At 64.5% G+C, this 26,744-nt stretch carries 16 protein-coding genes and 4 pseudogenes; 11 read left to right on the forward strand and 9 right to left on the reverse strand.

Features of this window, described 5'->3' with window-relative positions; all coding sequences use genetic code 11:
- Nucleotides 1-38: 38 nt before the first annotated feature.
- The gene (locus WJW29_RS18435; protein ID WP_011407294.1) at nucleotides 39-1,637 is read left to right on the forward strand and encodes a glucan biosynthesis protein D; all 1,599 of its coding nucleotides are present in this window, start codon (nucleotides 39-41) and stop codon (nucleotides 1,635-1,637) included.
- Between the two features lie 164 nt (nucleotides 1,638-1,801).
- On the opposite strand, the gene WJW29_RS18440 is transcribed toward WJW29_RS18435, so the two are convergent.
- Nucleotides 1,802-3,046, reverse strand: a complete 1,245-nt coding sequence (locus WJW29_RS18440; protein ID WP_011407295.1) for a histidine kinase dimerization/phospho-acceptor domain-containing protein — start codon at nucleotides 3,044-3,046, stop codon at nucleotides 1,802-1,804.
- Nucleotides 3,047-3,497: 451 nt separating this feature from the next.
- The gene (locus WJW29_RS18445; RefSeq protein ID WP_011257210.1) at nucleotides 3,498-4,127 is read right to left on the reverse strand and encodes a thymidine kinase; all 630 of its coding nucleotides are present in this window, start codon (nucleotides 4,125-4,127) and stop codon (nucleotides 3,498-3,500) included.
- 206 nt (nucleotides 4,128-4,333) lie between these two features.
- Between WJW29_RS18445 and WJW29_RS18450 the strand changes: the two genes are divergently transcribed.
- From WJW29_RS18450 to WJW29_RS18460, 3 genes and pseudogenes are all read left to right on the forward strand, one after another.
- Nucleotides 4,334-6,310 (forward strand): UvrD-helicase domain-containing protein, encoded by a 1,977-nt coding sequence (locus WJW29_RS18450; protein WP_011257211.1) that lies wholly within the window; start codon nucleotides 4,334-4,336, stop codon nucleotides 6,308-6,310.
- A gap of 77 nt (nucleotides 6,311-6,387) precedes the next feature.
- A pseudogene (locus WJW29_RS18455) lies at nucleotides 6,388-6,689 on the forward strand (GNAT family N-acetyltransferase); the annotation flags it as partial.
- Nucleotides 6,690-6,809: 120 nt separating this feature from the next.
- Nucleotides 6,810-7,394, forward strand: a pseudogene (locus WJW29_RS18460) (DUF4272 domain-containing protein); the annotation flags it as partial.
- Nucleotides 7,395-7,696: 302 nt separating this feature from the next.
- Here WJW29_RS18460 and WJW29_RS18465 read toward each other — a convergent pair.
- On the reverse strand, nucleotides 7,697-8,362 hold the full coding sequence (locus WJW29_RS18465; RefSeq protein WP_011407298.1) for a YceH family protein: 666 nt from the start codon (nucleotides 8,360-8,362) through the stop codon (nucleotides 7,697-7,699).
- Nucleotides 8,363-8,699: 337 nt separating this feature from the next.
- Between WJW29_RS18465 and WJW29_RS18470 the strand changes: the two genes are divergently transcribed.
- Together WJW29_RS18470 and pyrF are read left to right on the forward strand one after the other, a co-directional pair.
- Nucleotides 8,700-9,659: a 5'-nucleotidase, lipoprotein e(P4) family gene (locus WJW29_RS18470; RefSeq protein WP_205412093.1), complete on the forward strand. Its 960-nt coding sequence runs from the start codon at nucleotides 8,700-8,702 to the stop codon at nucleotides 9,657-9,659.
- Nucleotides 9,656-10,387 carry an orotidine-5'-phosphate decarboxylase gene (gene pyrF / locus WJW29_RS18475; protein ID WP_011257215.1) on the forward strand — a complete coding sequence of 244 codons (732 nt, stop codon included), beginning with the start codon at nucleotides 9,656-9,658 and terminating at the stop codon, nucleotides 10,385-10,387. Before WJW29_RS18470 ends, pyrF begins: the two co-directional genes overlap by 4 nt.
- A gap of 353 nt (nucleotides 10,388-10,740) precedes the next feature.
- Here pyrF and WJW29_RS18480 read toward each other — a convergent pair whose 3' ends face one another.
- The 5 genes from WJW29_RS18480 to WJW29_RS18500 all read right to left on the reverse strand — a co-directional run bounded on the left by WJW29_RS18480 (nucleotide 10,741) and on the right by WJW29_RS18500 (nucleotide 20,380).
- Nucleotides 10,741-12,270, reverse strand: coding sequence for a tryptophan halogenase family protein (locus WJW29_RS18480; RefSeq protein ID WP_011257216.1), 1,530 nt, complete (start codon nucleotides 12,268-12,270; stop codon nucleotides 10,741-10,743).
- A 109-nt stretch (nucleotides 12,271-12,379) separates the two neighbouring features.
- Nucleotides 12,380-15,412 carry a TonB-dependent receptor gene (locus WJW29_RS18485; protein ID WP_011407300.1) on the reverse strand — a complete coding sequence of 1,011 codons (3,033 nt, stop codon included), beginning with the start codon at nucleotides 15,410-15,412 and terminating at the stop codon, nucleotides 12,380-12,382.
- Between the two features lie 298 nt (nucleotides 15,413-15,710).
- Complete coding sequence (locus WJW29_RS18490; RefSeq protein ID WP_011257218.1) at nucleotides 15,711-18,749, reverse strand: TonB-dependent receptor; 3,039 nt, start codon at nucleotides 18,747-18,749, stop codon at nucleotides 15,711-15,713.
- A gap of 164 nt (nucleotides 18,750-18,913) precedes the next feature.
- Nucleotides 18,914-19,966 carry a LacI family DNA-binding transcriptional regulator gene (locus WJW29_RS18495; protein WP_011257219.1) on the reverse strand — a complete coding sequence of 351 codons (1,053 nt, stop codon included), beginning with the start codon at nucleotides 19,964-19,966 and terminating at the stop codon, nucleotides 18,914-18,916.
- Nucleotides 19,967-20,134: 168 nt separating this feature from the next.
- Complete coding sequence (locus WJW29_RS18500) at nucleotides 20,135-20,380, reverse strand: hypothetical protein (RefSeq protein ID WP_075240491.1); 246 nt, start codon at nucleotides 20,378-20,380, stop codon at nucleotides 20,135-20,137.
- On the opposite strand from WJW29_RS18500, the gene WJW29_RS18505 reads away from it, so the two are divergent.
- From WJW29_RS18505 to WJW29_RS18515, 3 genes and pseudogenes are all read left to right on the forward strand, one after another.
- Complete coding sequence (locus tag WJW29_RS18505) at nucleotides 20,379-21,344, forward strand: hypothetical protein (RefSeq protein ID WP_011407301.1); 966 nt, start codon at nucleotides 20,379-20,381, stop codon at nucleotides 21,342-21,344. The two genes, WJW29_RS18500 and WJW29_RS18505, sit on opposite strands and share 2 nt — an antisense overlap.
- Nucleotides 21,344-24,004 carry a glycerol-3-phosphate 1-O-acyltransferase PlsB gene (gene plsB / locus WJW29_RS18510; protein ID WP_011257221.1) on the forward strand — a complete coding sequence of 887 codons (2,661 nt, stop codon included), beginning with the start codon at nucleotides 21,344-21,346 and terminating at the stop codon, nucleotides 24,002-24,004. Before WJW29_RS18505 ends, plsB begins: the two co-directional genes overlap by 1 nt.
- A 199-nt stretch (nucleotides 24,005-24,203) precedes the next feature.
- A pseudogene (locus tag WJW29_RS18515) lies at nucleotides 24,204-25,184 on the forward strand (zinc-binding dehydrogenase).
- Nucleotides 25,185-25,822: 638 nt separating this feature from the next.
- Here the strand turns inward: WJW29_RS18515 and WJW29_RS18520 are convergent.
- Nucleotides 25,823-26,026 (reverse strand): YdcH family protein, encoded by a 204-nt coding sequence (locus WJW29_RS18520; protein ID WP_008573820.1) that lies wholly within the window; start codon nucleotides 26,024-26,026, stop codon nucleotides 25,823-25,825.
- Between the two features lie 152 nt (nucleotides 26,027-26,178).
- On the opposite strand from WJW29_RS18520, the pseudogene WJW29_RS18525 reads away from it, so the two are divergent.
- Both WJW29_RS18525 and WJW29_RS18530 read left to right on the forward strand, forming a co-directional pair.
- A pseudogene (locus WJW29_RS18525) lies at nucleotides 26,179-26,493 on the forward strand (hypothetical protein); the annotation flags it as partial.
- Nucleotides 26,494-26,559: 66 nt separating this feature from the next.
- A partial coding sequence (locus tag WJW29_RS18530; protein WP_143679512.1) for a transposase occupies nucleotides 26,560-26,744 on the forward strand: 185 nt, incomplete at its 3' end.

Below are 26,744 nucleotides of genomic sequence, written 5' to 3' on the forward strand. Positions count from 1 at the left end.
GCTATGATGTCGCCCAATCCCTGACCAGATCGATGCGCATGCAACGACGCCACTTGCTGAAAAATGCTGCCGCCGCATTGGCCGCGCTCGGTCTGCCGGCGCTGCCGCAGTGGGCGCTGGCAGCCAAGGCGGTTGGGTTGCGGCGGCTCGGGCAGCCGCAGCCGTTCGACTATGCTTGGTTGAAGGGTCGGGCGCGCGAGCTGGCAAAGGCGCCGTACAAGAGCCATAAGCAGGTTTTGCCGGGGCCACTGGAGGCGCTGAACTGGGATCAGTACCAGTCCATCCGCTACCGCCAGGACCACGCGCTGTGGGCCGATGGCAATGGCAAATTCCAGGCGAAGTTCTTCCATCTTGGGCTGTATTTCCATACCCCGGTGCACATCTACGACATCGTCGATGGCAAGGCGCAGCAGCTGGCATACGACCCGGCCGCATTCGATTACGGCAAAAGCGGGCTGGGTGGCAAGCAATTGCCGAAGGATCTGGGCTTTGCCGGTTTCCGGCTCAATACGCGCAAGGATACCGAGCGCGACTTTTCGGCGTTCCTGGGCGCGAGCTATTTCCGTGCTGTCGGCAAGGAAGGCCAGTACGGACAATCCGCGCGCGGGCTGGCGATCGATACCGGGACCGGCGGGCCGGAAGAGTTTCCGGATTTCATCGCCTATTACCTGGAGCAGCCGGCCGCCGACTCGAACACGGTGGTGGTGTACGGGTTGCTGGATTCGCCCAGCATTGCCGGCGCCTACCGGTTCGCCATCACCAATGGCGATGTGCTGCTGATGGACATCGACAGCGCGTTGTACCCGCGCAAGACGATCGAGCGGCTGGGCATCGGGCCGTGCACCAGCATGTATCAGGTCGGCGAAAACGATAACCGGATGGACTGGGACTGGCGCCCGGAAATTCACGACACCGATGGCTTGGCGATGTGGACCGGTGGCGGCGAGTGGATCTGGCGCCCGTTGTGCAACCCGCCGCACGTGCGCTTCAACATGTTTGTCGACGAAAACCCGCGTGGCTTCGGGCTGCTGCAGCGCGACCGCAACTTCGACCATTACCAGGACGATGGCGTGTTTTACGAGAAGCGCCCCTGCCTGTGGGTGGAACCCAAGAGTGGTTGGGGCAAGGGCTCGGTGCAGTTGGTCGAGATTCCGACTGTGGACGAAACCTTCGACAACATCGTGGCGTTCTGGAACCCGCAAGCAAAGCCGCAGCCTGGGCAGGAACTGCTGATGGGCTACCGGCTGTATTGGGGCGCGCAGCCGCCGGCCAGCGCGCCGCTGGCGCATTGCGTGGCCACCCGAACCGGCCTTGGCGGCATCGTGGGGCAAAAGCGCAGCCACTTTTCCTGGCGCTTTGCAGTGGATTTTGCCGGCGGCGAACTGGCGGCGCTGGCAAAAGACCCCAAGGCCAAGGTGGAGGCGGTGCTGCAGGTGTCGCGCGGCACCACCGAAATCGTGTCGGCGCGCCCGCTGCATGAGCTCAAGGGCTATCGGGCAATGTTCGACCTGGTACCGCCGGACGAGGGCACCCAGCAGATCGATATCCGCCTGTATCTGCGCGCCAACGGCAAGCCGCTGACCGAAACCTGGCTGTACCAGTGGACCCCGCTGGCAGCGAGCGAGCGCAAGAATTGACTGAGGATCGTCGAGCGAGGCGGCTGGCGCCTGTTGTTGCGCCAGCGCCGCGTTGCGGCGTGCGGCCATCGGCCCGCGCGTGCTTCGAGTCCGCCGCATCAGGCGGTTGGCGCGCCGGATGATGGCGCGTCTCTCTGCAGACTTACAGTTGCTGCATACAACGCTCAGGCCGGCGCCGGAGTGTCGACCAATTGCAGGCGCCCGCGTGGGCGTGCGCAAGCCAACTCCACGCGGAAGCAGGTGCCTTGCTTGCCGCTGATGATGCGTAACTCGCCTTGGTGGGCCTTTGCGATCTGCGCGGCCATATGCAGCCCCAGATCGACCTCAGGCAGCGCACGTCCGTCGGCATGCACATGGGTGGACGCGTGCAAGATATCGAGCCGACGCGGATCGATTCCATCAAGGTTGCAGACTTCGATCCGTAGCCGGCCCTGTTCGGTGACCGCGACCGCCTTGATCAGCGAACTTTGCGGGCCTTGCACGACCGCGTTGATCATCAGGCTGCCAAACATCTGAGCCAGACGGATCGCATCGCCGTGCACCGGCTCGTCGATGGCCACGTGCGTGGACAACACCTGGTTGGGGTAGGCGGCGCGGGTTTCGTCCACCACCTGGGACAGCGCATCGAGCAGGTCGCTTCCGTCGCCATAGTCCAGCTGCAGCCAGTCGCGTTCGATGCCGCGAGCGAAATCGCAGGCGAAATCGATGAGTTCTTCCATGCGCCGCAGACTACGCTGCATTGAGCGAATGGAACCGCCGTAGTGTTGATTGAGCTGGTCGATCGACAGCACGTCCACCACCGCATGCATGGACTGCAGCGGGTTGCGCAGGTCGTGCGCGAGAATGCCGATGAATTCTTCGCGCAAGCGCGCCGAGGCGCCGACGCGGCCCAGTTCGCTGCGTGCGCGCCGCGATTCCAGCGCGCTTTCTTCGGCGCGTTGCTCGGCCTGGATCTGTGCGGCCAGCAGCTGCGCGAGCAGTTCGACCTTTTCCACCAGCGGTGCGTCCACCACGCGCGGCTGCGGATCCAGTGCGCACAAGGTGCCGAACACGCTGCCGTCGTCGAACTTGATCGGCACCGAGACGTAGCTTTCGAAGCCGTAGAGCCGCGGCGAGGGATGCTCGCGATAGACCGGGTCGTCCGATGCATGCCCAAACCACACCGAGTTGCCCCTGACTCGCACGCTGTCGCAAAAGGTAGTGGCCAACGACAGTTCGTCGCCCGGCCGCAGGCCGAGGGACAACGTGTCGTGCACTTGGCAGGTGATCCAGCGTGCTTCGGTGACGCGCGCGACAGCAGCGAACCCCATGCCGGTCAGGCGGGTGAGAACGGTCAATATGTCCGGGACCGACGAGAGCCGGCCAACACGCGCGATATCGGCGCGTAATGCGGGAGGCAGTGGACCCATGAGTGCCTCCAAAGAGTGGATGCGTGCCAGTTTACGGGACGGCGGTTGCGCCCGGTTATGTGGCGCGCCGCTGCATGACAAGCGCCAAGATACGCTTGTCTGCCAGCGACCGCGATGCCGCCGTAACCGCATGCCCGCAAAGGTCTAGCAGCGCCTGCAAAGCGTATAGATCCTGGTTGATGGATCGCGGTTAGCTGCCGAGAACGTTAACCGCGCCACGTGCAGACGCCTTGGCTTCAGGACTGGCGTTAGCACAGCGGCCAGGCATTCGACGCTGACGAGCCGGGAGGCACGATAGGTGCAGTACGCCTGTTCCAACTTCCTGGCGCGACACCACGTTGCGCGCCACAGCGCGAAGCGGGGTGTGACCGAACGCAGATGACGCAGGCGCAACCGGCCTCGATACACTGCGGCGGCAAGAGCGCCGCAGGTGCGCTGCCCACACCAGGCGCTAGGCAACCGGCAGCGGTAAGGCGATCTGCAGTGGATCGATACGGCCCTCGCCGCGCATGATTTTCTTGAACTCGGCGCGGCTGACCGAGACATAGCGCTCGTTGCCGCCGATCTCCACCTGCGGGCCGTCCTGCACCGCGTGCCCCTGCGCGTCCACACGCACCGTCATGGTCGCCTTGCTGCCGCTGTGGCAAATGGTCTTGATCTCTTCCAGCTCGTCGGCCCAGGCCAGCAGAAACTGGCTGCCTTCGAACAGTTCACCGCGAAAATCGGTGCGCAGGCCATAGCACAGCACCGGAACGCGCAGGCGGTCGACCACCTCGCTCAGCTGCCACACCTGCGCCCGGCTGAGGAATTGCGCCTCGTCCACCAGCACGCAGTGCAATGCACCGTCGTTGTGGATATCGCGCTCGACCAACTGCTGCAACCCGGTATCGCGCTCGAAAATGCGCCCGTCCGCGCGTAGGCCGATCCGCGAGGCCACCACGCCGCTACCGGCGCGGTGATCGAGCTTGGGCGTCAGGATCAGCGTGCGCATGCCGCGCTCGCGGTAGTTGTGCGCAGACTGCAGCAAGGTGGTGGTCTTGCCGGCATTCATTGCCGAATAGTAGAAATAGAGCTTGGCCATCGGGCGATTTTACCGGGCCGGGCGGCTGGATGCGGCGCCCGCGCATGCGAGCGGGCATGGCGCGGGGGCAAGCTCTTGCCGTCCAGGAGGTGGGAACGCAGCCCACCGCTGTGAAGCGAAGCCTAGCGGCAATGGAGACATGAACCCATCGTGCAGGCCAGCCGCAGGCTGCCCCGGTACAATGGCCTGCTCTGTCGGAAGCCCCTATGTTCGGACTCAATCCCCCGCAAAGCGCCGCGGTGCTGCACTGTGAAGGTCCCTTGTTGGTGCTGGCCGGCGCCGGCAGCGGCAAGACGCGCGTGATCGTGGAAAAGATCGCGCATCTGATCGCCATCGGCCGCTATCCGGCCAAGCGCATCGCCGCGATCACCTTCACCAACAAATCCGCCAAGGAAATGGGCGAGCGTGTGGCCAAGCGCATCCGCGGCGACGGTGCCGACGGCCTGACCATCTGCACCTTCCACGCGCTGGGCCTGAAGTTCCTGCAGATCGAGCACGCCGCCGCCGGTTTGAAGCGCGGCTTTTCGATCTTCGATTCCGACGATGCCGCCGCGCAGATCAAGGACCTGATGCATGGTGCCAAGCCCGATGCGATCGAAGATGCCAAGAACCTGATCTCGCGCGCCAAGAACGCCGGCCTGTCGCCCGAGCAGGCGATGGTGGCGGCACGCAGCAACCGCGAAAAAGAAGCGGCCAGCTTGTACGAGCGCTACCAGGCGCGGTTGACCACCTTCAACGCAGTGGATTTCGATGACCTGATCCGCCTGCCGGTGCAGATTCTGGAAGCAAACGAAGACATCGTGATGGGCTGGCGCGAGCGCATCGGCTATTTGCTGGTGGACGAGTGCCAGGACACCAACGATGCGCAGTACCGCCTGCTGAAGATGCTGGCCGGGCCGCGCGGCAACTTCACCTGCGTGGGCGATGACGACCAGAGTATCTACGCGTGGCGCGGCGCCAATCCGGAAAACCTGCAGCAGATGGCGCGCGATTATCCGGCGCTGAAAATCATCAAGCTGGAGCAGAACTACCGCTGCTCCAATCGTGTGCTGCGTGCGGCCAATGCGTTGATCGCGCACAACCCACACGAGCATTTGAAGACACTGTGGAGCGACCAGGCCGACGGCGAGCGCATCCGCGTGTGGGAATGCCGCGACAGCGAGCACGAGGCCGAAAAGGTTGCTGCGGAGATTTCGTTCCTTGGCACCGCCAAGCAGGTGCCGTGGAGCGATTTCTGCATTCTGTTCCGTGGAAATTTTCAGTCGCGGCCGCTGGAAAAAGCGCTGCAGCTGTTGCGCGTGCCGTATCACCTGACTGGTGGTACCGCGTTTCTGGAGCGGCAGGAGGTCAAGGATCTGCTGTCGTGGTTGCGGTTGATCGTCAACCCGGACGACGATGTGGCGTTCTTGCGTGCGGTGCAATCGCCCAAGCGCGAAGTCGGTGCGACCTCGCTGGCGCGTCTGGCCGAGTTGGCCAGCGCCAAATCGGTGCCGATGTCGCGCGCGGCCGAGTCGATGGGCGCCTTGCAGCACCTGCCGCCCCGCGCCGCCAATGGGTTGAGTGCCTTTACCGACATCGTGCGCGACATGCGCGAGCACTCGGCCAGCATGCCGGCCGGCGAACTGGTGCGCACGCTCGCGGAAAAATCCGGACTGCTCAACGACCTGCGCAATCAGTCCAAGGACGAAACCGGCTTCCAGCGGCGCAAGCGCAATCTGGACGAGTTGGCCGAGTGGTTCGAAGGCGGCCCGCGTGGTGCAAGCGCCAGCGATCTGGCTGCGCAGCTGGCGCTGCTGTCGCGCAACGACAAGGACGATGGCGGCAACCAGGTGCGCATGATGACCATGCATGCGTCCAAGGGTCTGGAGTTCCGCTATGTGTTCATCGTCGGCTGCGAGGACGGCGTGCTGCCGCACGAAGTGAGCCTGGAAGAAGGCAATCTGCAGGAAGAACGCCGTTTGTTGTACGTGGGCATCACCCGCGCCAAGGAGCAGTTGTGGATGAGCCACAGCAAGCTGACGCGCAAGTTCGGCGAGCATGTGCGACTGAAGCCGAGCCGGTTTTTCGATGAAATTCCTGCCGAAGAACTGCAGCGCGATGGCGCCGACCCGGTGGCCGACGCTGAGCGCAAGAAAGAACGCGCCAGTGCGGGATTGGCTGCGATCCAGGCATTGTTCGACTGACGCGCAGTGCGCCGTTGCACGCGCACCTGCCGCCCATCGCTTACCAGTGACGCGCCGGCACGGCAGTGTGGTTTTTCATGATGTCGGAGTGTGCCGTGACCGTTGTGATCCAAACCCCGCGGCTGCGCTTGCGCACGCTCGACCCCGAGCACGACGCCGACGCGATGTTGGAACTGGTCAACGACCCTGGCTTCATCGCCGGCATCAACGACCGCGGCATTCGTACGTGTGAGCAGGCGCGCGCATCTGCGCGATTGGGCGCAGGCCCACCATGCGCGACGGTTTTGCGCACCGGGCGGTGCAGACGCGCGAGGACGCCGCGTTTATCGGCACGTTGGGCTTGCTATATCGTGAGACCTTGCTGGTGCCGCATATCGGTCACCTGATGACTCTTCGCTAGGTGTTGGCAGCCGCTCCTGGCAGCAGGGATTGTCGAGACAGCATACCCATCGCACAGCCGCATGATGGCGGTGTTGGTTGCTCTGTAAAGGACGCGCGCATGCCACTGCTGGTCAACGCGTATTTCACGCTGCGCACGCCGGTGTGGCCGGACTTTATGCCGCAGGCCGCCGTGCAGCACCGCGACCATGCCGATCCGGAGCTGGTCAATCATCTGCACGGGTTTGTCGGTTAGGTGAATCAAGTGGGCGATGGGCAGATGACGCAATCGCGCTACCACCTGATGCGGCATGTGCAGCGGCACTTCACCTTCGAGGTCGACGATGCGGCGTTCGTTGCGCTGGCGCAGTGGGCCGAGCAGGCCAATGCGGTGTGCTTCCTGGCCGATGGCAGCGTGCGCGACCCGCAGGGGCGGGTGCTGATCAGCCAGGGCGAGCCGGCCATCGACGACGATGCGCAGGTGCCGTCCCCGCCGAATGCGCTGCAACGGCGCGCGCAGCAACTTGCCCTGCTCACTGCGCAAGGCATTCGCGTGCCACCCAGCCTATCGTCGGTGCCTGGCGAGGCCGAGGTGCGGGTGCGCGATGCGGCAGTGGTCATCCAACGCATGCTGGCGTTATTTGCGGTGGCGCTGCGCGCCGAGATGTTGGCGGCCGGCGACACGCCGCCGTCGCTGGACGAGGTGGATGCGCATCTGCCCAGCGGAGCACGCCCCCGACGACGGCATCGAAGCGTCGTCGGCGCTCGTGCAGTGCGGACGCGGTACCGGCCTGTGCATCCATCCAGCCGGCGTGTGTGGCGACTGGGCCTAGCCGGGCGATTGGATGCTGGCACTGCGGATCTGACTGGCGATACCGTAAGCATCACAGCGTGCCGCGGTGCTGGTCGAGTGATCGCGCAGCTGCCGGATCAGCCAAAGCGAACGCGCCGACGCTGCAGAACGGTGCGGCGCTGCCACCGCAGCTGCCGGACGATGTGGCCGACAGATCAGGCGCCGGCCGCGTTCAGCCGCGCCTGTAATGCAGCCAACGCGTCCTGCATGTCGGCGACCGTGGCTTCAAGGCTCTGCACCCGCGCTTCCAGTTCGCTGGTGTCGCTGCCGCTGCGCGCGCCCTGTGCGGCACGCGCCGTTGCGGCCTGCAGCGCTTCCACATCCAGTTCGCCGCTGAGCAGATGCGCGTAGCGATCTTCGCGCTGGCCGCTGGCACGCGGCAGTTGTGCGGCCAGGCCGCGCTGGATCAGCCGGTCCAGGTGATGGCGCACGTCGTCGGTGTCGGCGAAGCGCGCGAGCCGCTCGCTGCGCGCGTACAGCTCGCCCAGCGTCTGCGGGCCGCGCAGCAGCAGGCCGATCAGGGCAACTTGCTGGCGGGTCAGATCCAGCACGCTGCCCAGGCGGTGTTCGTAGCGCTCGGCACGCGAGCAAAACTGCTGACGCACCAGGCCGAGGTTTTCCAGCTGGCGCAGCGCGTGGTGCACCACGCCGGTCTGCAGATTCAGCACCGGCTCGCGCGCGGTCTTCTGATTCGCGGCCACCTGCGCAGCGTTGACGGTGAGCGGGTACGCATCCGGCGTGGTGGCCTCTTTTTCGATCAGACAGCCGAGCACGCGGGCCTGGGCGGTGTCGAGGACGGGCGTGGGCGAGGTCTCTGTCATGGGTGGCTCCGGGGCAATCAGCGCACAAGGATATGCCGATCCGCTGCCGGCGTTTTTCCACTGCGGTGATCCTGCGGACCTGCCGACGCCATCGGCGGTTGCATCGAGCATGTGTGCGTCGTGCGTCGTGCGTCGTGCGTCGGCGGCGGGCCTGCGCATACAGGGACGGACCCAGGCACGCATCCGCAATCGTATGGAAGACCGGTGTAGACGACCCGTGTTGCGGCGACCGCCATCCGTGCGTGTCTGCTACATCCAATAGCGTTGCCATCATCCAGAGCGAGCGATGCAGCGCGAACCCGCTAAAATCGCGCCCTTCATTGCCGCTCCTGTCCTGGTGGATGTCATGCGCCCCTCGCTTTACGCACCGTTGTCCCTGCTCGCCTGCACTGCGCTGGCCTTGAGCGCCTGCAAGCCCACGGACACACAACCGGCCCCGCACGTGCAGGAAGCCACCGCAACTGCCAATGCCGACGCCAGCGCTGCGGTCAGCAAGGCTGCGACGTCGTCCACCACCGCACCGGCTGGCGACGACAATCTCAACGCGGTGCTGTGGATGCAGCGCTCGGAGGAATATCGTGCCGTGGCCGAGCAGACCTACCGCGCCGCTGCCGACAAGCTCGATAGCGCGCTCAATCAACCCAACTGGGATGCGTTGGTGCCGGAAGAACGCGGCAACGCCGCCACCGGGCTGAAGCCGGCCGTGGTGCTGGACGTGGACGAGACCGTGCTGGACAACTCGCCCTACCTAGCCCGCCTGCTGCGCGATGGCAAGGAATACGACGCGCTGAGTTGGGACCAGTGGGTGGCTGAGAAGAAAGCCACTGCCATTCCCGGCGTGGTGGACTTCGCCAAGGCTGCCAATGCGCGTGGCATCACCCTGATCTACATCTCCAACCGTGCCGTGCACCTCAAGGACGCCACGCTGGCCAATCTGCGCAGCGTGGGTCTGCCGGTGGCCGACGACAGCGTGTTTCTCGGCCTGGGCACGGTGGCGCAGGGCTGCGAGCAGAACGGCAGCGAAAAGAACTGCCGCCGCCAGCTGGCCGGGCAGAAGTACCGCGTGCTGATGCAGTTCGGCGACCAGCTGGGTGACTTCGTGCAGGTCAGCGCCAACACCCGCCAGGCCCGTGGCGCGCTGCTCCAGCAATATCACGACTGGTTCGGCGAACGGTGGTGGATGCTGCCCAACCCCAGCTACGGCGGCTGGGAGCCGGCGCAGTTCAACAACGACTATGCGCAACCCTGGCAAACGCGCCACGATGCCAAGCGCGCGGCGCTGGAGGTGGCCCGATGAGCCGGGCGCCGCTGCCGCTGGCCGCCCATGAGCGGCTGATCTTCGCGCTGGATGTGCCCAGCCACGATGAGGCGATCGCCTGGGTGGACCGGCTTGGCGATTCGGTGGCGTTCTACAAGATCGGCATGGAACTGCTGGCCTCCGGCGAGTACTTCCATGTGCTCGATGCGCTGGCCAAGCGCGACAAGCGCGTGTTCGTGGATCTTAAATTCTTCGACATTCCCGCCACCGTGGCCGGCACCATCCGTCGCCTGGCACAGTGGCCGGTGAGCTATTGCACCGTGCACGGCTGGCACGCCGGCATGCTGCAGGCTGCCGCCGACGCCAACCACGGCGCCATGCGTCTGCTGGCGGTGACCGTGCTGACCTCGATGGGCCGCCCGGACCTGGCGGCGATGGGCATCGACCGCGAACCGGTGGACGTGGTGGTGGAGCGCGCGCTGGCCGCAGAGGCCGCCGGCATCGATGGCGTCATCGCCTCCGGCCAGGAAGCCGGCCCGATCCGCCGCGCCACCGGCCCGGCCTTTTCGATCGTCTGCCCCGGCATCCGCCCCGGAGGCCCGGTCGCCGACGATCAGCAACGCATAGTGGGCGTGGCGCAGGCCTTCACCGACGGCGCCGATGCCATCGTCGTCGGCCGCCCGATCCGCCTGGCCGCCGATCCGGCCGCGGCTGCGGCGGCGATCCAGGCAGAGATCCTTGCGGCGGTGGGGCAGGACCGCAGCTGACCGGGCAGCGAAGCTCCGTACGCGCCCTCTGCTAAACAAAATCAATGAGTTAATTAAATATAATTAAAGTGTTGCTTTAACGTTAAAGGCTGCGTACGATGCCCGTCGTCCGATGTCAGTCGGAAGCTGTGCCACTCATTGTCCACCGGGCTTGCCCCGGTTTTCGAAGGGATCGCGCCTTGTGCCCGATCCTTTTTTTGGGCCGTCATGTTTGCGTTTCGCCGGGGCCGATGGCAACGGTGGGTCGCTTGCAAAGTCCACAGCGCGTCATCTGTGCAGCAGGCGGGACCGTATCGCGTGCCAGCCTGTGCCAGCTACACAGACACCTCATGTGCCGACACTTCCGCCGGCCATCAGCCACCGCACGGCAGCGCAGCCGCCTTGCAATAGCGGTCGATGAATTGCTGGTGCGGCGGCATGACATCCACGCAGTGCGCGATGGTGTGCGCCACGCTGGCCAGGAAGCCTTCGGCATCGCGGTCGGGTACCTGGTCCACCAGCGGGTGGTAACCCTGCGGCAGGATGCCCTGGCCCACCATCACCTGCACCCAGCTGATCTCGGCAAACATTTCTTCGGCATTGCGATAGAAGCGCCCGCTGTCGCGGAACAGATCCAGGGTGGTCTGTAGCTCCGGGGTGATCGGCATGCTGCGGCAATGCCGCCAGAACGCGCTGTCCTCGCGTTCGGTGGCGTGGTAGTGCAGCAGCAGAAAATCGCGGATGCGGTCGAACTCGAACGCTGAGCGGTCGTTGTAGCGCTGTACCAGCACCGGGCTGATGCCCTCGCGCGGAAACAGCTCCAGCAATTTGGAAATACCGGACTGGATCAGATGGATGCTGGTCGATTCCAGCGGCTCCAAAAATCCACTGGCCAGACCGAGTGCGACGACATTACGGTTCCAGAACTGCTTGCGCCGGCCGGTGGTGAAGCGCAGCGGACGCGGGTCGGCCAGCGGCTTGCCGTCCAGATTGGCGAGCAGGGTGGCGGCGGCTTCGTCGTCGCTGATGTGCGCGCTGCAATAGATATAGCCGTTGCCGGTGCGGTGTTGCAGTGGAATGCGCCATTGCCAGCCTGCTGCGCGCGCAGTGGAGCGTGTGTATGGCGTGGGTGGGCCAACTTTTTCGCAAGGTACTGCCAATGCGCGGTCGCACGGCAGCCAGTGGGTGAAGTCGTGGTAGCCGGTGTGCAGCGCTTCTTCGATCAATAGCCCACGGAAGCCGGAGCAATCGATAAACACTTCGCCGTGCACCGTCTGCCCGGACGCCAGCTGTAGTGATTGCACATGGCCGCTTTCCGGATGCAGTTGCACCTGCTCAACCAGCCCTTCGATACGGGTCACGCCGCGCTGCTGCGAATACCGGCGCAGAAAGTGCGCGTACTGCGTGGCGTCGAAGTGGTATGCGTAGGCGATGTTGGCCAGCGGCGAGTTGGCCGGGACATCGCCGGCCGAGGTCATGAACTTGCCGCGCGCAGCGGCCACGGTATTGAGCGTGTACGCTCCCAGCGGCTGCGCTTTGCCGCGCGCGTGTTGCTTGATCCAGTATTGGTGGAACGGCAACAGCCCGAGCGGATGCCCGATCTGGGTGCCGAAGCCATGCATGTACGCGGTTCCCGGGCGTTGCCAATCGACGAACTCGATGCCGAGCTTGAAGCTGCCCTGGGTCTGCCGCACGAATTCGGCCTCATCGATGCCGAGCAGATTATTGAAGGCCTTGATGTGCGGCACGGTGGCTTCGCCCACACCGACGGTGCCGAGCTGCTCGGACTCGATCAGCTGCACAGTGAAGGTGGGTCCAAGCACGCGCGCAAACGCGGCGGCCGCCATCCAGCCGGCGGTTCCGCCACCGACAATGACGATGTTGCGAAGTGGAGCGGGAATCATGTCGATGCATTCCTGAGCAAAAAACAGCCGACGGACACACGAACGGGGCCAACTGGCCCCGTTCGAACGACCACATGCCCGTGTCGGCGCATGTGGCGATGCACACGCATCAGAACTTGGCGCCGATCTCCAGCACGACGCTGCGCGGCACGTAGCTGATTTCGCCGTTGTCGACCACGGTGATATCAGGCTGCAGGCGACCGTCGCTACCGAAGCTGTTGTACTGGTACTGCGTGTAGTTCTTGAAATTGAAGGCGTTCAGCACGTTGATACGTGCGTTGAGCTTGAAGTCGCCGACCACCGTGAACTCCTTGTTCGCCTGCAGATCGACGGTGCGATACCCCCAGATCTTGCCGCCCACCAGGAACTTGCCATTGCCCGGCGGCGTCACGCCGACGGCCTGACAGGTACCTCCATCCGGATCGGTGAAGCCATAGCAGGCGATCGTGTTGATCGGCTCCGGCGTTGCCAGTATCAGCTTGGCGCCGAAGGTCACGCCCCACGGACCATCGATCGAGCCGGACGCCACAAACCGATGTGCCGCCACGGCATCCGACTTCACGAACGGATAGTCGCGAATGGTCGCCTTGTCGAACGCAAACGGTTCGTCGATGGTGCGGTTCTGGCGCGCGCTGGTGTGGGTGTAGGACAGGTTCAAGCCCCAGCCCGATTCCTTGGTGTACGGTTTTTCGGCCGACAACAGGAACTGGCTGCTGCGTTGTTCCAGGCCGTTGTAGCCCAGGATCGTATTGCGATAGCCCGGCACCGGCTCGCCCCACGGCACGCTGCCAGTGGAATCGAAGTAGGCGCCGTTCGGATAACGATTCACCAGGCTCATCACCAGGCCATCGTAGGCCAGCACGCGCTGGAAGGTCACGTCGGTCAGCCAGTCGCCCACCTGGTTGCTGATGCCGATGCTGTACTGATCGCTGTACGGCGTCTTGAGCTTGTTGTTGAACATGAAAAGCTCGGAGCTGTCGTTGGTGCCCGGGATGGTATTGAGCTGATCGATACCGTTGAGATACCCCGGGTTCCACGCTGTGCATACGCGGTCATCGCGGAAGCAGGGCTGCCGGCTGGCGGCATCGCTGAAGTACACCACTACCGGCGACAACGCCGCCTTGACCGATTCCAGCGCGAGCTGCTCGAACAGGTTGCGATCGTAGGAGCGGCCGGCACCGCCATGCAGCACTGCACTTTCGTCTCCGAAGAAGTCATACGAGAAGCCGAAGCGCGGCGCCCAGGCATCCTTGAAGTTCTTGCGGTTGTTGCCGGTGCTGATGTAATCGGCCACGTTGATGCCGCTGGGCACCAAGCGGTTCGCCCACGGCTGGCCCGGGTTGTCCGGATCGTCGGAATACAGCGCATTGATAAACGGCTGCGAGGTCACGAAGTCGGTGTAGGCCTGCGTGTCTTCGTAGTCGTAACGCATGCCGATGTTGAGCATCAACTTGTCGTTCACCGCCCAGTCGTCCTGCAGGTAGATGCCATATTGCTTGGACGGCGATTCCACCACCGGCACCTGGCCCGGATTATCGAACGCACGGATGTAGCGCACTTGGAATGGCACGGGCGCAATACCGTTCTGGCTGACCTCATAACTGAACTGCGGGTTGAGCGAGCTGGACTCGCGCGAGGTCAGCTTGATGTCGCGGTAGGTCACCCCCGTCTTGATGGTGTGTTCGCCATGCCACTCCAGCGCGTTGAAGGTCAGATCGTTCTGGAACGACCAGCCCTTCTGGCTACGCAATTTGAAATCTTCGCCGCTGGCCGCTCCAGTGTTGAGGAACACCCACTGGCGCGGATCGGCTTCGGTGCGGTCGACGTAGGTGTAGATGGACCCGTTGCCAGTGCCACGCGGCGTCGGCACATTGCTCGAATCCTCGGTGGTGATGATGGCTTCGTTGAACCAGCTGTCGGCACTGTGCTGCCAGCGCAGGCTGGTGCGCTTGTCCTTGTTGATCTTGTCCACCGCGCGATCCGGTGCGTTCTGGCCGCCGACGTTACTGACCTGGGTTTCGTCGCGGTATTGCGTTGCCAGTTCGATGCGATCGTTATCGGTGGGCTCGACGTCGATCTTGCCGAAGTACAGGTCTTCGGTGAACGGCATGTTGGACGCACCGAACTGATCGCGCAGGTTCGAAGGCAACAAGCCGACGAACGGCGAGGCTTCGGCACTGGGCTGCACGCTCTTCGGCGCCACATTGTCCTTGCCTTCATAGGCGAAGAAGAAATGCATGCGGTCCTGGATCAGCGGGCCGCCGATGGCAAGCCCGTATTCCTTGGTTTGCGAGTCGACCTTGCCGTTCTCTTCGTCCGGACGTTCCTTACGCAAGTCCTGGTTGGTGAAGCGGTAAAACGCCTCGCCGTGGAATTGGTTGGTACCGGACTTGGTGGCAGCAGTGATCGCCGCGCCGCTGATCTGGCCGTATTCGGCTTTGTAGTTGGAGGTGATGACCTTGTACTCGCCGATGGCAAGCTGCGGGAACGGGTTGCCCTGCGTTTCGTTCTGGCCGGCAATACCGCCCCCAGAGACGTAGCTCTTCTGGCTCACGCCGTCGATATACAGATTGCTGGAACTGGCGTTGGATGCACCGGCACGCAGCTTGGTGTTGCCGTCCTGGTCGATGGTGAACACCATGCCGGGAACCGTGTCTGCAAACTCGAGGAAGTTGCGCGTGGCCTGCGGCAATTGCTGGATCTGCCGCAGCGACACCGTGTTACCTACTTCCGACGTCTTGACCTCGCGCATCATCGGCGCGTTGACCGTCACCGTGTCCAGCGTCGTTGCATCGCCGGCGGGCGCAGCAGCCGTCTCGTTGCCTAGATCGACGGTGGCGCTGGAGGCCACCGACAGGGTCACCGTGCGGCTGATGCCGTTGGATTCGACCTTGTAGGTGCCCGGCTGCAAACCGACGATGGTGTAGTTGCCGTTCGCATTGACCGGCGCACGTCGCACCGAGCCGGTGGCGATGTTGGTGACGACGACTTCGCTGCCGCTCTGCGCGGAAGCAACCTGGCCGCGCAACGTGGCGTTGCTGGACTGGGCCATGGCCGGGTTGGCGGCTAACAACGAAGCGGCCAGGGTGCAGTACAACAGGCTACGCGGCGGCAGGGTGGAGACGGTGCGGTGATTCTTCATGACTTTCCCCCTCCCAGGGGTAAAGCGCGACGCAGTGCAGTGACTGGCGCGTTTTGGTGTGGAACACAGGGACAACAGGCAACAACAGCCGCAAGAGCAACAACAAGGGTCTGCAGTGACGGGTGCTTGCTCCTTCAGGCACGGGTCGAGACGGGTGAGGCATTGGCGGCGATTGGCCGATGCAGCGCATCGACAATCACCGGGCAATGCAAACCAACGATGCACCAGGGTGCGTGTCGTGCACGATGGCCAGCACAGGCAGCATCCCTGTGCTGGCATCCCTGGCGTTTCTAGCGAATTACCAGATGATGCGCGCGCTCAGGAACATCGTCCGCGGCGGCGTGGACAGCGCCCCGTATTGGTTGATGCTTGCGCGCGGTGCGTAGATGCCGCCCTGGCCCCAGTCGATGGCGTACTGGTCGTAGTTTCGGAAGTTCAACGCATTGATCAGATCGCCACGCACCTGCACGGTGAGCGCTTCGGTCACATGCATGTCCTTGGACAGCGACAGATCCAGCTGGCGCGTGCCGAAGATGTCGCCACCGGCGATGAACTTGCCGCCCGGTGCGTCCACCGAGACGATGCGGATGTTCTCCGACGGCTGGCCACCGTACTGATCGAACGACACCGCTTCGTTGCGTGGCGTCACCGTGGCCAGGGTCAGCTTGGCCGAGGCGCTGATGCCCCAGAACAAATCGTAGATGCCGGTCAGTACCAGGCGATGGCGTGGCACCGCGTTCAGATCCAAGAACGGGTAATTGGCAATCGTGGCGGCATCGAACCCGTAGCGATCATCGTTGCCGCGGTTGCCGCGTGCGCGCGAGAACGTATAGGCCGCCGTCAGCCCCCAGCCGCTTTCCTGGGAATAGGGTTTGTCGGCCGACAGCAGCAACTGGCCGGTCTTGGTTTCCACGCCGTTATTGCCGATCAGCAGGGAACCGAAGCCCGGCGGATTCTCGTTCCATGGCTGTGTGCCGGCCTGGAAGAAATCGCCGTTGGGATAGCGATTCCCCAGAGTGAAGATCAGGCCTTCCTTGCTATGGATGTAGGACACCGTGGCCGAGGTATTCCACTCGCCCAGCCGCGTGCGCAGGCCCAGCGAATACTGGTCGGAATAGGGCGTTTTCAGATCGTTGTTGAGCAGGTCTATCTCGCCGTTGCGCACGCCGGAATTGACCAGGCTACCGAGGCTGCCCGGATCGCTCAGGTAAGCCGGGTTCCAGTTGACGCAGGTGCCTGGTGCAGGTGTGCAACCGGGCGCGGCTTCAGCGAAGCGGAGCGTGTACTGCGCCAGCGCAGACTTGACCTGCTCCAGCCCGAGCACGTCGAACAGATTCCGGTCGTAGCTGCGCCCGGCACCGCCGAACACCACCAGCGATTCGTCGCCACGGAAATCGTAGGAGAAGCCCAGCCGCGGCGCAAAGTTGTTGGTGTCCTGCTTACGGCTGCGGCCGTTGCTGATGTAGTCGTTGATGTTGACGCCACCCTTGGCCAGTTGCTCGGCGTAGGTGGCGCTCACCGTCGGGTCGGTGCCGGGGCCGTTCAAGGCCGCCACCACTTCCGGCGGTGTCACGTTGTCCAGGTAGGATGGAATCTTCTCGCCATCCCAGCGCACGCCCAGATTCAACTGCAGCTTGTCGTTGACGTCCCAATCGTCCTGGATGTACAGGCCCAGCTGCTTACTCTTGGTCGTCACCGACGGCGCCGCACCGGCAAACGGCAGATTGAACTTCACCTGGTACGGAATTGCCGAGGTGCCCAGGCCATCGGCCACCGCGTAGTAGAACGAGGGATTGACTGTCGAGTTTTCGCTCTGGGTCAGCTCCACTTCCTTGTACTTCACGCCCATCTTGACGACGTGGCTGCCGTGCCAATCGATGCTGTTTAAGGTCAGGTCGTTCTGGAAGCTTGGGCCTTTCTGCCCCTTGCGCTGGATCGCCAGGCCGCTGGTGGCGTTGTCGCGGATCAACACATCGTCTTCGGCGACGCCGCGGGTATAGATGTTCTGGTTGCCCAGGGTGAAGGCATTGGGGTTAAACAGCACGTCCTCGTAGGAGATGCGTGCTTCGTTGACATACGTCTGGCCGAAATGCTGCCAGCGCAGGTCGTAGCGCTCTTCGGTGTTGAGGTTGTTCTTGCCGGCGATGGCGGTATTGCGGTCGCCGACGTCGTCGCGGCTCTTCTCGTCTCGGTACTTGGCGGTCAACTCCAGGCGGTCGTTCTCGCCAACGTCCCAGTCGATCTTGCCGAAGTACAGGTCTTCCTTGAACGGACGGGTAACCGAGCCCAGGCGGCTCTGCACGCCGGCCGGCAGGTCGTCGCTCAGTGCGCTGAAGGTATCCGGCACCGAGACCGGGTTGGCCGACACCTCAAAGCCCTTGCCTTCGTAGCTGACGAAGAAATGCGCCTTGTCCTTGACGATCGGCCCGCTGAAGGCCATGCCGTATTCGTCCTGGTGCGTCTGACGCTTGGTACCGTCGGCATTGGGCGCACTGGCGCGCTCGTCGGCCTGACGCGCTCGGAAATCGGTATTGGTGGTGCGCCCGAAGATCTCGCCGTGGAACTCGTTGCCGCCAGACTTGGTGGAGGCCACGATCGCCGCCGACCCCACCTGGTCGAACTCGGCCTTGTAGTTGGAGGTAATGACCTTGTACTCGCCGATCGCCAGCTGCGGGAACGGGTTGCCCGCGCTCTGCTCCTGGCCGGAGACGCCGCCGAACAGATAACTCTTCTGGCCCACGCCATCGATGTAGACGTTGACCGCCGAGCTGGCCTGCGCGCCGCCGCGGATGCGGCTGTTGCCGTTCGGGTCGGTCTCGAACTGCATGCCCGGCACGGTGTCGGCGAACTCCAGGAAATTGCGCGTCAGCTGCGGCACCGTGTTGATTTGCTTTAGCGACACATTGGTGCCCACTTCGGACGTCTTGACCTCCTGCAACGAGGTGGCGGTGACCTTGACCGTGTCCAACGTGGTGGCGGTGCCATCGGCGGGCGTGGCCGCTTCGCCGCCACCGCCCAGATTCAGGCTCACCGACGAGGCCACCGACAACGTCACCGTCTTCTCCGTGCCCGGACCCGCATCCACCTTGTAGGTACCCGGCGGCAGCCCAACCAGGGCATAGCTGCCGTCCGGGCCGGTGGCCACACGTCGCGTGGTACCTGTGGCGACGTTGGTGGCGGTCACCGTGGTGCCTGCCTGGGACGCCGCCACCTGCCCGCGCAACGTGGCGTTGCTGGACTGGGCCATGGCCGGGTTGGCGGCCAACAACGAAGCGGCCAGGGCGCAGCACAACAGGCTACGTGTCGGCAGGGCGGAGACGGTGCGGTGATTCTTCATGAAGTCCCCCTCCCAGGGGTAAGGCGCGTACCGGCCGCGTGGTCGGTGTGGCGCAGGGTGATGCGTTATTTCAAGGGCGAAAAGACAGCGGCAACAGCGATCGAGTTATAAAAAACACAAGAAAGCGTAAAGAAAGAGTGAAGATGTGACGTGGCGCATAGATGTCATTGCCCTGGCGTGCCGCGCGCGGCGCTAGACGCACGCACGATCAGCTCCGGAACCATCTCCGACAACGCTGGCGGTGCGGCGTCTGCAGGCAGTGCCGGCGCATCGACCAACTGCTGGCCCAGCAACAACTGCAACGCGCCCGCGCCCAGGCCGGCGATATCCACCCGCATCGTGGTCAGCGCCGGCAGCACATAGCGCGCCATCGGCACATCGTCGAACCCGGCCAGCGCGATGTCCTGCGGCACCTTGAGCCCGGCATGGCCCAGCGCGAACAGGCAGCCCAGCGCCATCATGTCGTTGGCGGCGAAGACCGCATCCGGACGCGTGTCCTGGGCCAGCGACTGGCCGGCGCGGTAGCCGGATTCTTCGTCGAAGTTGCCTGGCAGCACCCACGGCTGCGCGTCTGCATCCATCGCCATTTCATCGTGATACCCGCGCAGGCGCTCATGCGCATCGAAGTTGTCGTCCGGCCCGGCGATGAAGGCGATGCGGCGGTGCCCACCGTCGCGCAGGTGGCGGGTCATGACCCGCGCGCCGCCGTAGTTGTCGACATTGAGTACCGGGCGTTGGCTGGCGCTGCCGGCGCAGTTGAGCAGCACCGCCGGCAGGCAGCCGGGCAGCGCATCTTCATGCACGCCCGAATCGCCCAGCGATGGCGACATCACCACCACCCCGTCCACGCGCCCGGGCAGGCGCTCCAACGCCCGGCGTTGCGCCTGCGGGTCGCCGTGCGAGCTGGACACCAACAGGTGATATCCCTGGTGGTGTGCCACTTGGTCGATGCCGCGGATCAACTCGGAAAAGAATTCGCCATGCAGGTCCGGCAGCACGACTCCAATGGTGTGGGTGCGCCGGCTGCTGAGGCTGCGCGCGGCGTGGTGCGGGATGTAGTTGAGCGCACGCGCCACCTGCAATACGCGTTCGCGCACCGACTCGGCCACATGCTGATGCCCGTTCATGGTGCGCGAGACCGTGGCCACCGATACCTGCGCTTCGCGCGCAACGTCCTTGATGGTGACGCTACCGCCTTCGGACCGTGGCCGGCTCATGCTGTGGCTTTCTCCAAGTCAACGCGTGTGGCGGCGCACGCCGGGGTAGGGCGCCCGATCCGCTGGCGCAGAGCGGGCGTGTCACACATGCACATGAATGACATCAGCCCCATCTGATGGCGCCCCCCCAAGCGAGATGCAGCGAACGCTAGCAGGAACTGCAAGCGCTTACATGATGCGCCGCAGCATCACGTCAAACGCAAGTGGCGCAAGGGCTGGAAGCCGATGGCTGGACACGTTTGTCCGAAATAAGACATCAGCAGCCAATGTCAGACACTGGTCGACAACGTGCCAGGAGCTACAAAAACGTAACGTCTGCAGACCATACCCTGGCGCACGGTTCGGCCTTGCCTTGCCGCCGATGCCTTCAGACAGCAAGATGCGCCGATCGATCAGGGGGAACATCGTGCGCATGTCGCTACCTACCGTCCGCACCGGGCGGTTCCAGTCCGCTGCGTGGCTGCTGCTGGGCGCGCTGTGCGTGAGCGGTTGCCAGCGCAACGAGACCGCACCCGCGTTGCCCGGCGCCAAGGCCGAGCCGGCCGCGGCGATGCAGTCGATGACCCTGCCGCTGCGGCGCAACGATCTGGTGGCGTATGCGCGCATTCGGGTGACGCCTGCGCAATACACCCAGCTGGAAGCGGCGTGGCGCAGCGGTGCCAGCCGTTGGCCGCTGACTGAACTGCCGTTGCCCAATGAAGTGGGCGCGCTGCTGGGGTCGTTGTCGGCGCCCGATGCCGAACGCCGCATGCAGCAGGCCTTCGATGCAGAGCTGGCCGGTCAGGCGCAGGGCATTGCCCAGGCCGCGCAGTCGCTGCGCCAGTTCGGCGTGCAGTACCTGCGCAGCCGCAACGATTACCCGCCCGAGCAGCGCGCGCACTACGTGCAGCTGGTCGATGCGCTGAGCGCCTGGGCTGCGACCGCGCCGCTGGCCGATCGCCCACGCGCCAAGGCCAGCATCGCCGACCTGGTCGCCGCCGCGCGCGCCACCGGCATCACCTCCGATGCCGATCTGCAGCGGCTGGGCATGGAAGAGAGTCTGCGCCGGCTCGGGCCGTTCTGGGAAATCTGCAAGAAGGTGCTTGAGCACTACGACCTGTCGATCGACAACAGCCTGGACGCGCTGCGGACCGGGTTGATCAAGCAGGACGGCGACACTGCCCAGGTGCGGCTGCGTTATCCGCTGGCCGCCCATGACATCGATCTGACCGTGGCGCTGATCAAGCGCGATGGGCATTGGTACCAGCTGCAGACCCAGAACCAGGTGCAGGTGCTGCTCAACGGCATCCAGGCCGCGCCCTTACCCAACGCCACTGTAGCGCCCGACACCGCAGCGGCCGCGCCTGCCGACACCGGGCAACGCCCGGCTGGGCGATAATGACGGTGATGCCAGAACAGAATCCCCTGCCGTTTCCGGACGGCCCGCCCGCCCCGCCCAGCGCTGCCGTCGCCGACACCGGTGCCACGACAGCGGCGTTGCCGCTCGCCGAACCGGTACCGCCTGAGGTTGCGCCCTCGATCGCGCCCGCCGTCGCCGCTGCCCGCAGCGCCAAACGCCCGTGGTGGGCGCGCCTGCTCGGCCGTCTGGCCGACCCGTGGCTGGGCCTGACCATCGAGCCGGACCAACCCGGCCGCTACGATGACGGCCGCCCGGTGGTGTACGTGCTGGAAGACTACGGCATGTCCAATGCGTTGATTCTGGACAAGGCCTGCCGCGAAGTCGGTCTGCCGTCGCCGCTGGTGCCGTTGCCGGGCGACCCGCTGGAGCGCAAGCGCGCCTACCTGGCGCTCTCGAGACGCAGCAGCAATTCGCTGATTCCCGAACAGCGTGGCGGCAAGACCCATTCGGATTCGCTGGCCAAGTTGCTGCAGGCGCATCGCGTGCGCACCGACCTGGACGTACATCTGGTGCCGGTGTCGATCTTCGTCGGCCGCGCGCCGGACAAGCAGAGCGGCTGGTTCGCCGTGCTGTTCTCGGAAAACTGGGCGCTGGTCGGCCGCTTCCGCCGCCTGCTCTCGGTATTGCTCAACGGCCGCACCACCATCGTGCGGTTCGCCCCGCCGATCTCGCTGCGCCAGACCATGGCCGAAGGGCTGCCGCCCGAGCGCACCTTGCGCAAGTTGCAGCGCGTGTTGCGCACGCACTTCCGGCGCATCCGCGAGGCGGTGATCGGCCCGGACCTGTCCACCCGCCGTCTGCTGGTGGACCAGGTGCTGGCCGCCGAGTCGGTGCGCGAGGCCATCGCCGTCCAGGCCAAGCGCGACAACTCCAAGCCGGTCGATGCCTGGCGCAAGGCGCATGCCTATGCGTGGGAAATTGCCGCCGACTATTCCAGCCCGGTGGTGCGCTCGGCCAGGTTCCTGCTCACCCACGTGTGGAACCGCATCTACGCCGGCGTGCTGGTGCATCACCTGGACAAGCTCAAACAGGCCGCGCCCGGGCACGAAGTGGTGTACGTGCCCAGTCACCGCAGCCATATGGATTACCTGCTGCTGAGCTACGTGCTGTACGAGCGCGGCATCGTGCCGCCGCATATCGTTGCCGGCATCAACCTCAATCTGCCGGTGGTCGGCACGCTGCTGCGCAAGGGCGGCGCGTTCTTCATCCGCCGCTCGATCAAGGGCAATGCGCTGTATTCGGCAGTGCTCAGCGAATACGTCGCCCAGCTGGTGGCCGGCGGCTATTCCATCGAATACTTCGTCGAAGGCGGGCGCTCGCGCACCGGGCGTTTGCTGCAGCCCAAGGGCGGCATGATCGCGATGACGCTGCGCGCGTATCTGCGTCAACCGCGCAAGCCGGTGCTGTTCCAGCCGGTGTACATCGGCTACGAGAAGCTGATGGAAGGCAACAGCTACCTCGACGAACTCACCGGGCGGCCGAAGGAAAAGGAATCCATCTGGGGCCTGTTGTGGTCCATCCCCAAGGTGCTCAAGCAGAACTACGGCCAGGTGGTAGTGAACTTCGGCGAGCCGATCGCGCTCAACGACGTGCTGGCCAAGCACGCACCCGACTGGGACGGCCAGCCGCTGCCGGAAGACGAGAAGCCCACCTGGCTGGCGCCGGCAGTGGACACCCTGTCCACGCAGATCCAGACCCGCATCAACTGCGCCGCCGACGTCAATCCGATCAATTTGCTTGCGCTGGCATTGTTGTCCACGCCCAAGCATGCGATGGGCGAAGCCGATCTGATTGCGCAGATCGAGCTGTGCAAGAAGTTGCTGGCGGAAATGCCGTATTCGGACCGCGTCACCGTCACCCCGCATACGCCAGCGCGCATCATCACCCACGCCGAAGAAATCAACGTGCTCACGCGCGTGTCGCATCCGCTGGGCGATGTACTCAGCGTCAGCGGCGACACCGCGGTGCTGCTGAGCTATTTCCGCAACAACGTGCTGCATCTGTTTACGGCATCGTCGTGGGTGGCGTGCTGCTTCCAGAACAACCGCCGCATGAGCCGCGCCGGTCTGTTGCGTCTGGGCCGCACGGTGTACCCGTTCCTGCAGGCCGAATTGTTCCTGCCGTGGAGCGAGGATCGCTTTGCCGAACGCATCGAGCAGATCATCGACATGTTCGTGCGCGAAGGCCTGCTGCTCAACGTCACCGACGACGATGGCGGCATCCTGGCGCGTAATACCGGGCAGACCGATGAAGTGTTCCGTCTGCGTGCGATCGGCCATTCGCTGCAGCAGGCCTTCGAGCGCTATTACATCGCCATTTCGGTGCTGGTGAAGAACGGCCCCGGCGTGCTCGGCGCCGGCGAACTGGAAAGCCTGTGCCAACAGGCCGCGCAACGTCTGAGCCTGTTGTACGCACCGGCCGCGCCGGAGTTCTTCGACAAGACCCTGTTCCGCAGCTTCATCCAGAAACTGCGCGAGCTGGGCCTGGTATGGCCGGACGAGAACAGCAAGCTGATGTTCGACGAGCGCCTGGATGCCTGGGCCAAGGATGCCAAGTTCATTCTCGGCCGCGAACTGCGCCACACCATCGAGCGGGTCAGCCCGGAAGCGGCCAAACCGGACGTGCTGCCGCCGCCGTAGTAAGCCGCTAGCGAAGGTCTTCAAGTCCTGCGGCGAGCGTGGGCCGCGGGATGACGCGTCCGGGGGGCACGCGATGGCGGCCTTCACATAACGGTTCCGTTCGCTTCATCGGCCGCTTGCAGCGCTCCCGTTGGCATCGCATCACCTTTCACTATGATCGGCCGCACTGCACCACGGGCGTCGCCGACAGGAGACTTGCATGCGCGCAGCCATCCACACCCAGTTCGGCGATCCGGGCAAGGTGCTCGAACTGGGCGAACGACCCACACCACAACCCGGCAAGGGCCAGGTCCGCATCGCGATGCGGCGCTCGCCCATCCACAACCACGACCTATGGACGGTGCGCGGCAACTACGGCTACAAGCCCGCGTTGCCGGCGATCGGCGGTAGCGAAGGGTCGGGCGTGATCGATGTGCTGGGCGAAGGTGTCGAGGGGTTGCAGGTCGGCCAGCGTGTCGTCGCTGCCGGTGTGCATGAGAGCTGGGCCGAGTATTTTCTGGCCGACGCGACCGGCGTGGTGCCGCTGCCCGACGCACTCGATGACGACCGCGGGTGCCAGCTCATCGCCATGCCGTTGAGCGCACTGATGCTGATCGAATTCCTGCAGGTCAAAAAGGGCGATTGGATCGTGCAGAACACCGCCAACGGTGCGGTCGGCAAGACGGTTGCCATGCTCGCCGCGGCACGCGGCATCAACGTGATCAACCTGGTGCGCCGCGCCGCAGGTGTGGACGAATTGAACGCGCTGGCCATCGGCAATGCGGTGTCGACTGCGCAAGATGGTTGGTAAGACGCCGTCCGCGCGCTGGCCGGCGATGCACCGATCGTGCGCGCGATCGAATCGGTTGCCGGCAAGGCGGCAGGCGAGCTGATGGGCCTGCTTGCCGAAGGCGGCGAGTTGATTTCGTTCGGCTCGATGACCGGCGAGCCCCTGGAGATTTCCAGCGGCGATGTGATCTTCAAGCAGGCCACCGTGCGCGGCTTCTGGGGCAGCAAGGTCATGCAGGCCACCACGTCCGAAGACAAGCGCCGCATGATCGGCGAGCTGTTGAAGGCCGCGCTCGACGGCAGCCTGGCGCTGCCGGTGGAAGCGGTGTTCGATCTGGAAGACGCGGCCAAGGCGGCAGCGGCCAGCGCCGAACCGGGCCGACGCGGCAAGATTCTGCTACGCGCCGGTTGAGCGGGGCGCGCGCCGATTGAAACAGCGCCAGCGCGGGGGGGGCGGGGTGGCGGTCGCTCGCGCTGGCTGGATAGCAGGGTCGCTTGCGCTGCTGGAACGCTCAGAGCGGCTTCTAGCGAGTACTGATCCTGCGCGCGCCGCACTGTTACTCGCCTCGCGCGCTTGTGTGTCGTGCGGACGATGTGTGTGTGTTGATCCGTTGCGCAGCCAGCGGTCGTTGGCAGTTAGCGCTGCGCATTCACAGTAGAGCGACCTGGCCGTTGAAAACGTTCAACACTCGTACCCGCATCCACCCCTTCGGGGCAGCTTCTCCCGGTGGGAGAAGGGAGCTTATCGGCGCGATGCGTTTAGCCCGTTCGATGCAGGAGAAGTGCAGTTCCGGCTACGATGCATTGAGCTTCTCCAGGTACGAGAAGGAAGTCTCGAAGCAAAGCGCCAGCGCCTGCTCCGGCGAAATAAGGAAGCGGCGAACCAGCGCTTTACACAGCCTCACACCAGTAACAGCGAGCAAAGCCTCTCCCCCGTCGGGGCGAGAAGGCAAGGCTTGTGCGCCCCTGGCGCGTGTGCCTTCGGGCGCAAGCGCGGGGTCTGGGCGAGGCTACGTTTCTGCAGCGACGCAAGCTACCGCCAACCAGCCCTCAGGCCGGCTCGTCAGGCACCAGCTCCATCTCCAACCGCGTGATGCAGTCCTTGATGTGCAGCTTGCGCTTCTTCAAGCGCTTCATCTGCAGTTCGTCGTCCAGGTTCGCGGGCACGCGCTGGATCTCCTCGTCCAACGCGCGATGGGCGCGTCGCAACTCGGCGATCTGCTCGACGATCTCGGCGGTTGACAGGGTTTCCACCCTCCGAGCATACACAACCCCGGGCTGCGCGCGTCACCCACGCTTGCCAAGCGGCCCGGGGCTGCGACAATGCCCGCGCGCCGCGGGGAAACGGCGGCGCGCCCCGTCCATCATTGCCGCGCGGCTACGGCCGTCGAGAAAGGAGTCTTTCGATGCGTCTGCATTCTTCCCTGCTGGCCCTGGGCCTGTTCACCGTCGCCAACCTGGCCAGCGCCGCCGATGTCGCCAAGTACGACGGCTTTTTGTGCTGCAACCTGCGCACCGACGGCAGCTGGATCAGCGACAGCAACTACGCCGAAGATGGCAAGCGCATGCTCCCGGTCGGCACCCCGGTCAGCGTCACCGGTTTCGGGCGCAACCCCGTCAATCTCAAGATCGCCGGCGAAAAGCAGTCCATCGGCAACGACTACAGCCGCGACCTGGACAACACCGCCTTTGCCGCCCGGTATGTCGTCACCGCCGACCCGACGTCCCCCCAAGTTTGAGTAGCACCTTAGTTTGGAGTCCAATTCCCTACCCCGAGGAGATGGGACGTGAAGAAGCGCTTTTCCGAAGAGCAGATCATCGGCTTCCTGCGCGAAGCCGAGGCCGGCATGCCGATCAAGGACCTGTGCCGACGGCATGGCTTCAGTGAGGCGTCCTACTACCTGTGGCGCAGCAAGTTCGGCGGCATGAGCGTGCCCGATGCCAAGCGGCTCAAGGACCTGGAGGCCGAGAA

The sequence above is a fragment of the Xanthomonas sp. JL1 genome (assembly GCF_038405005.1).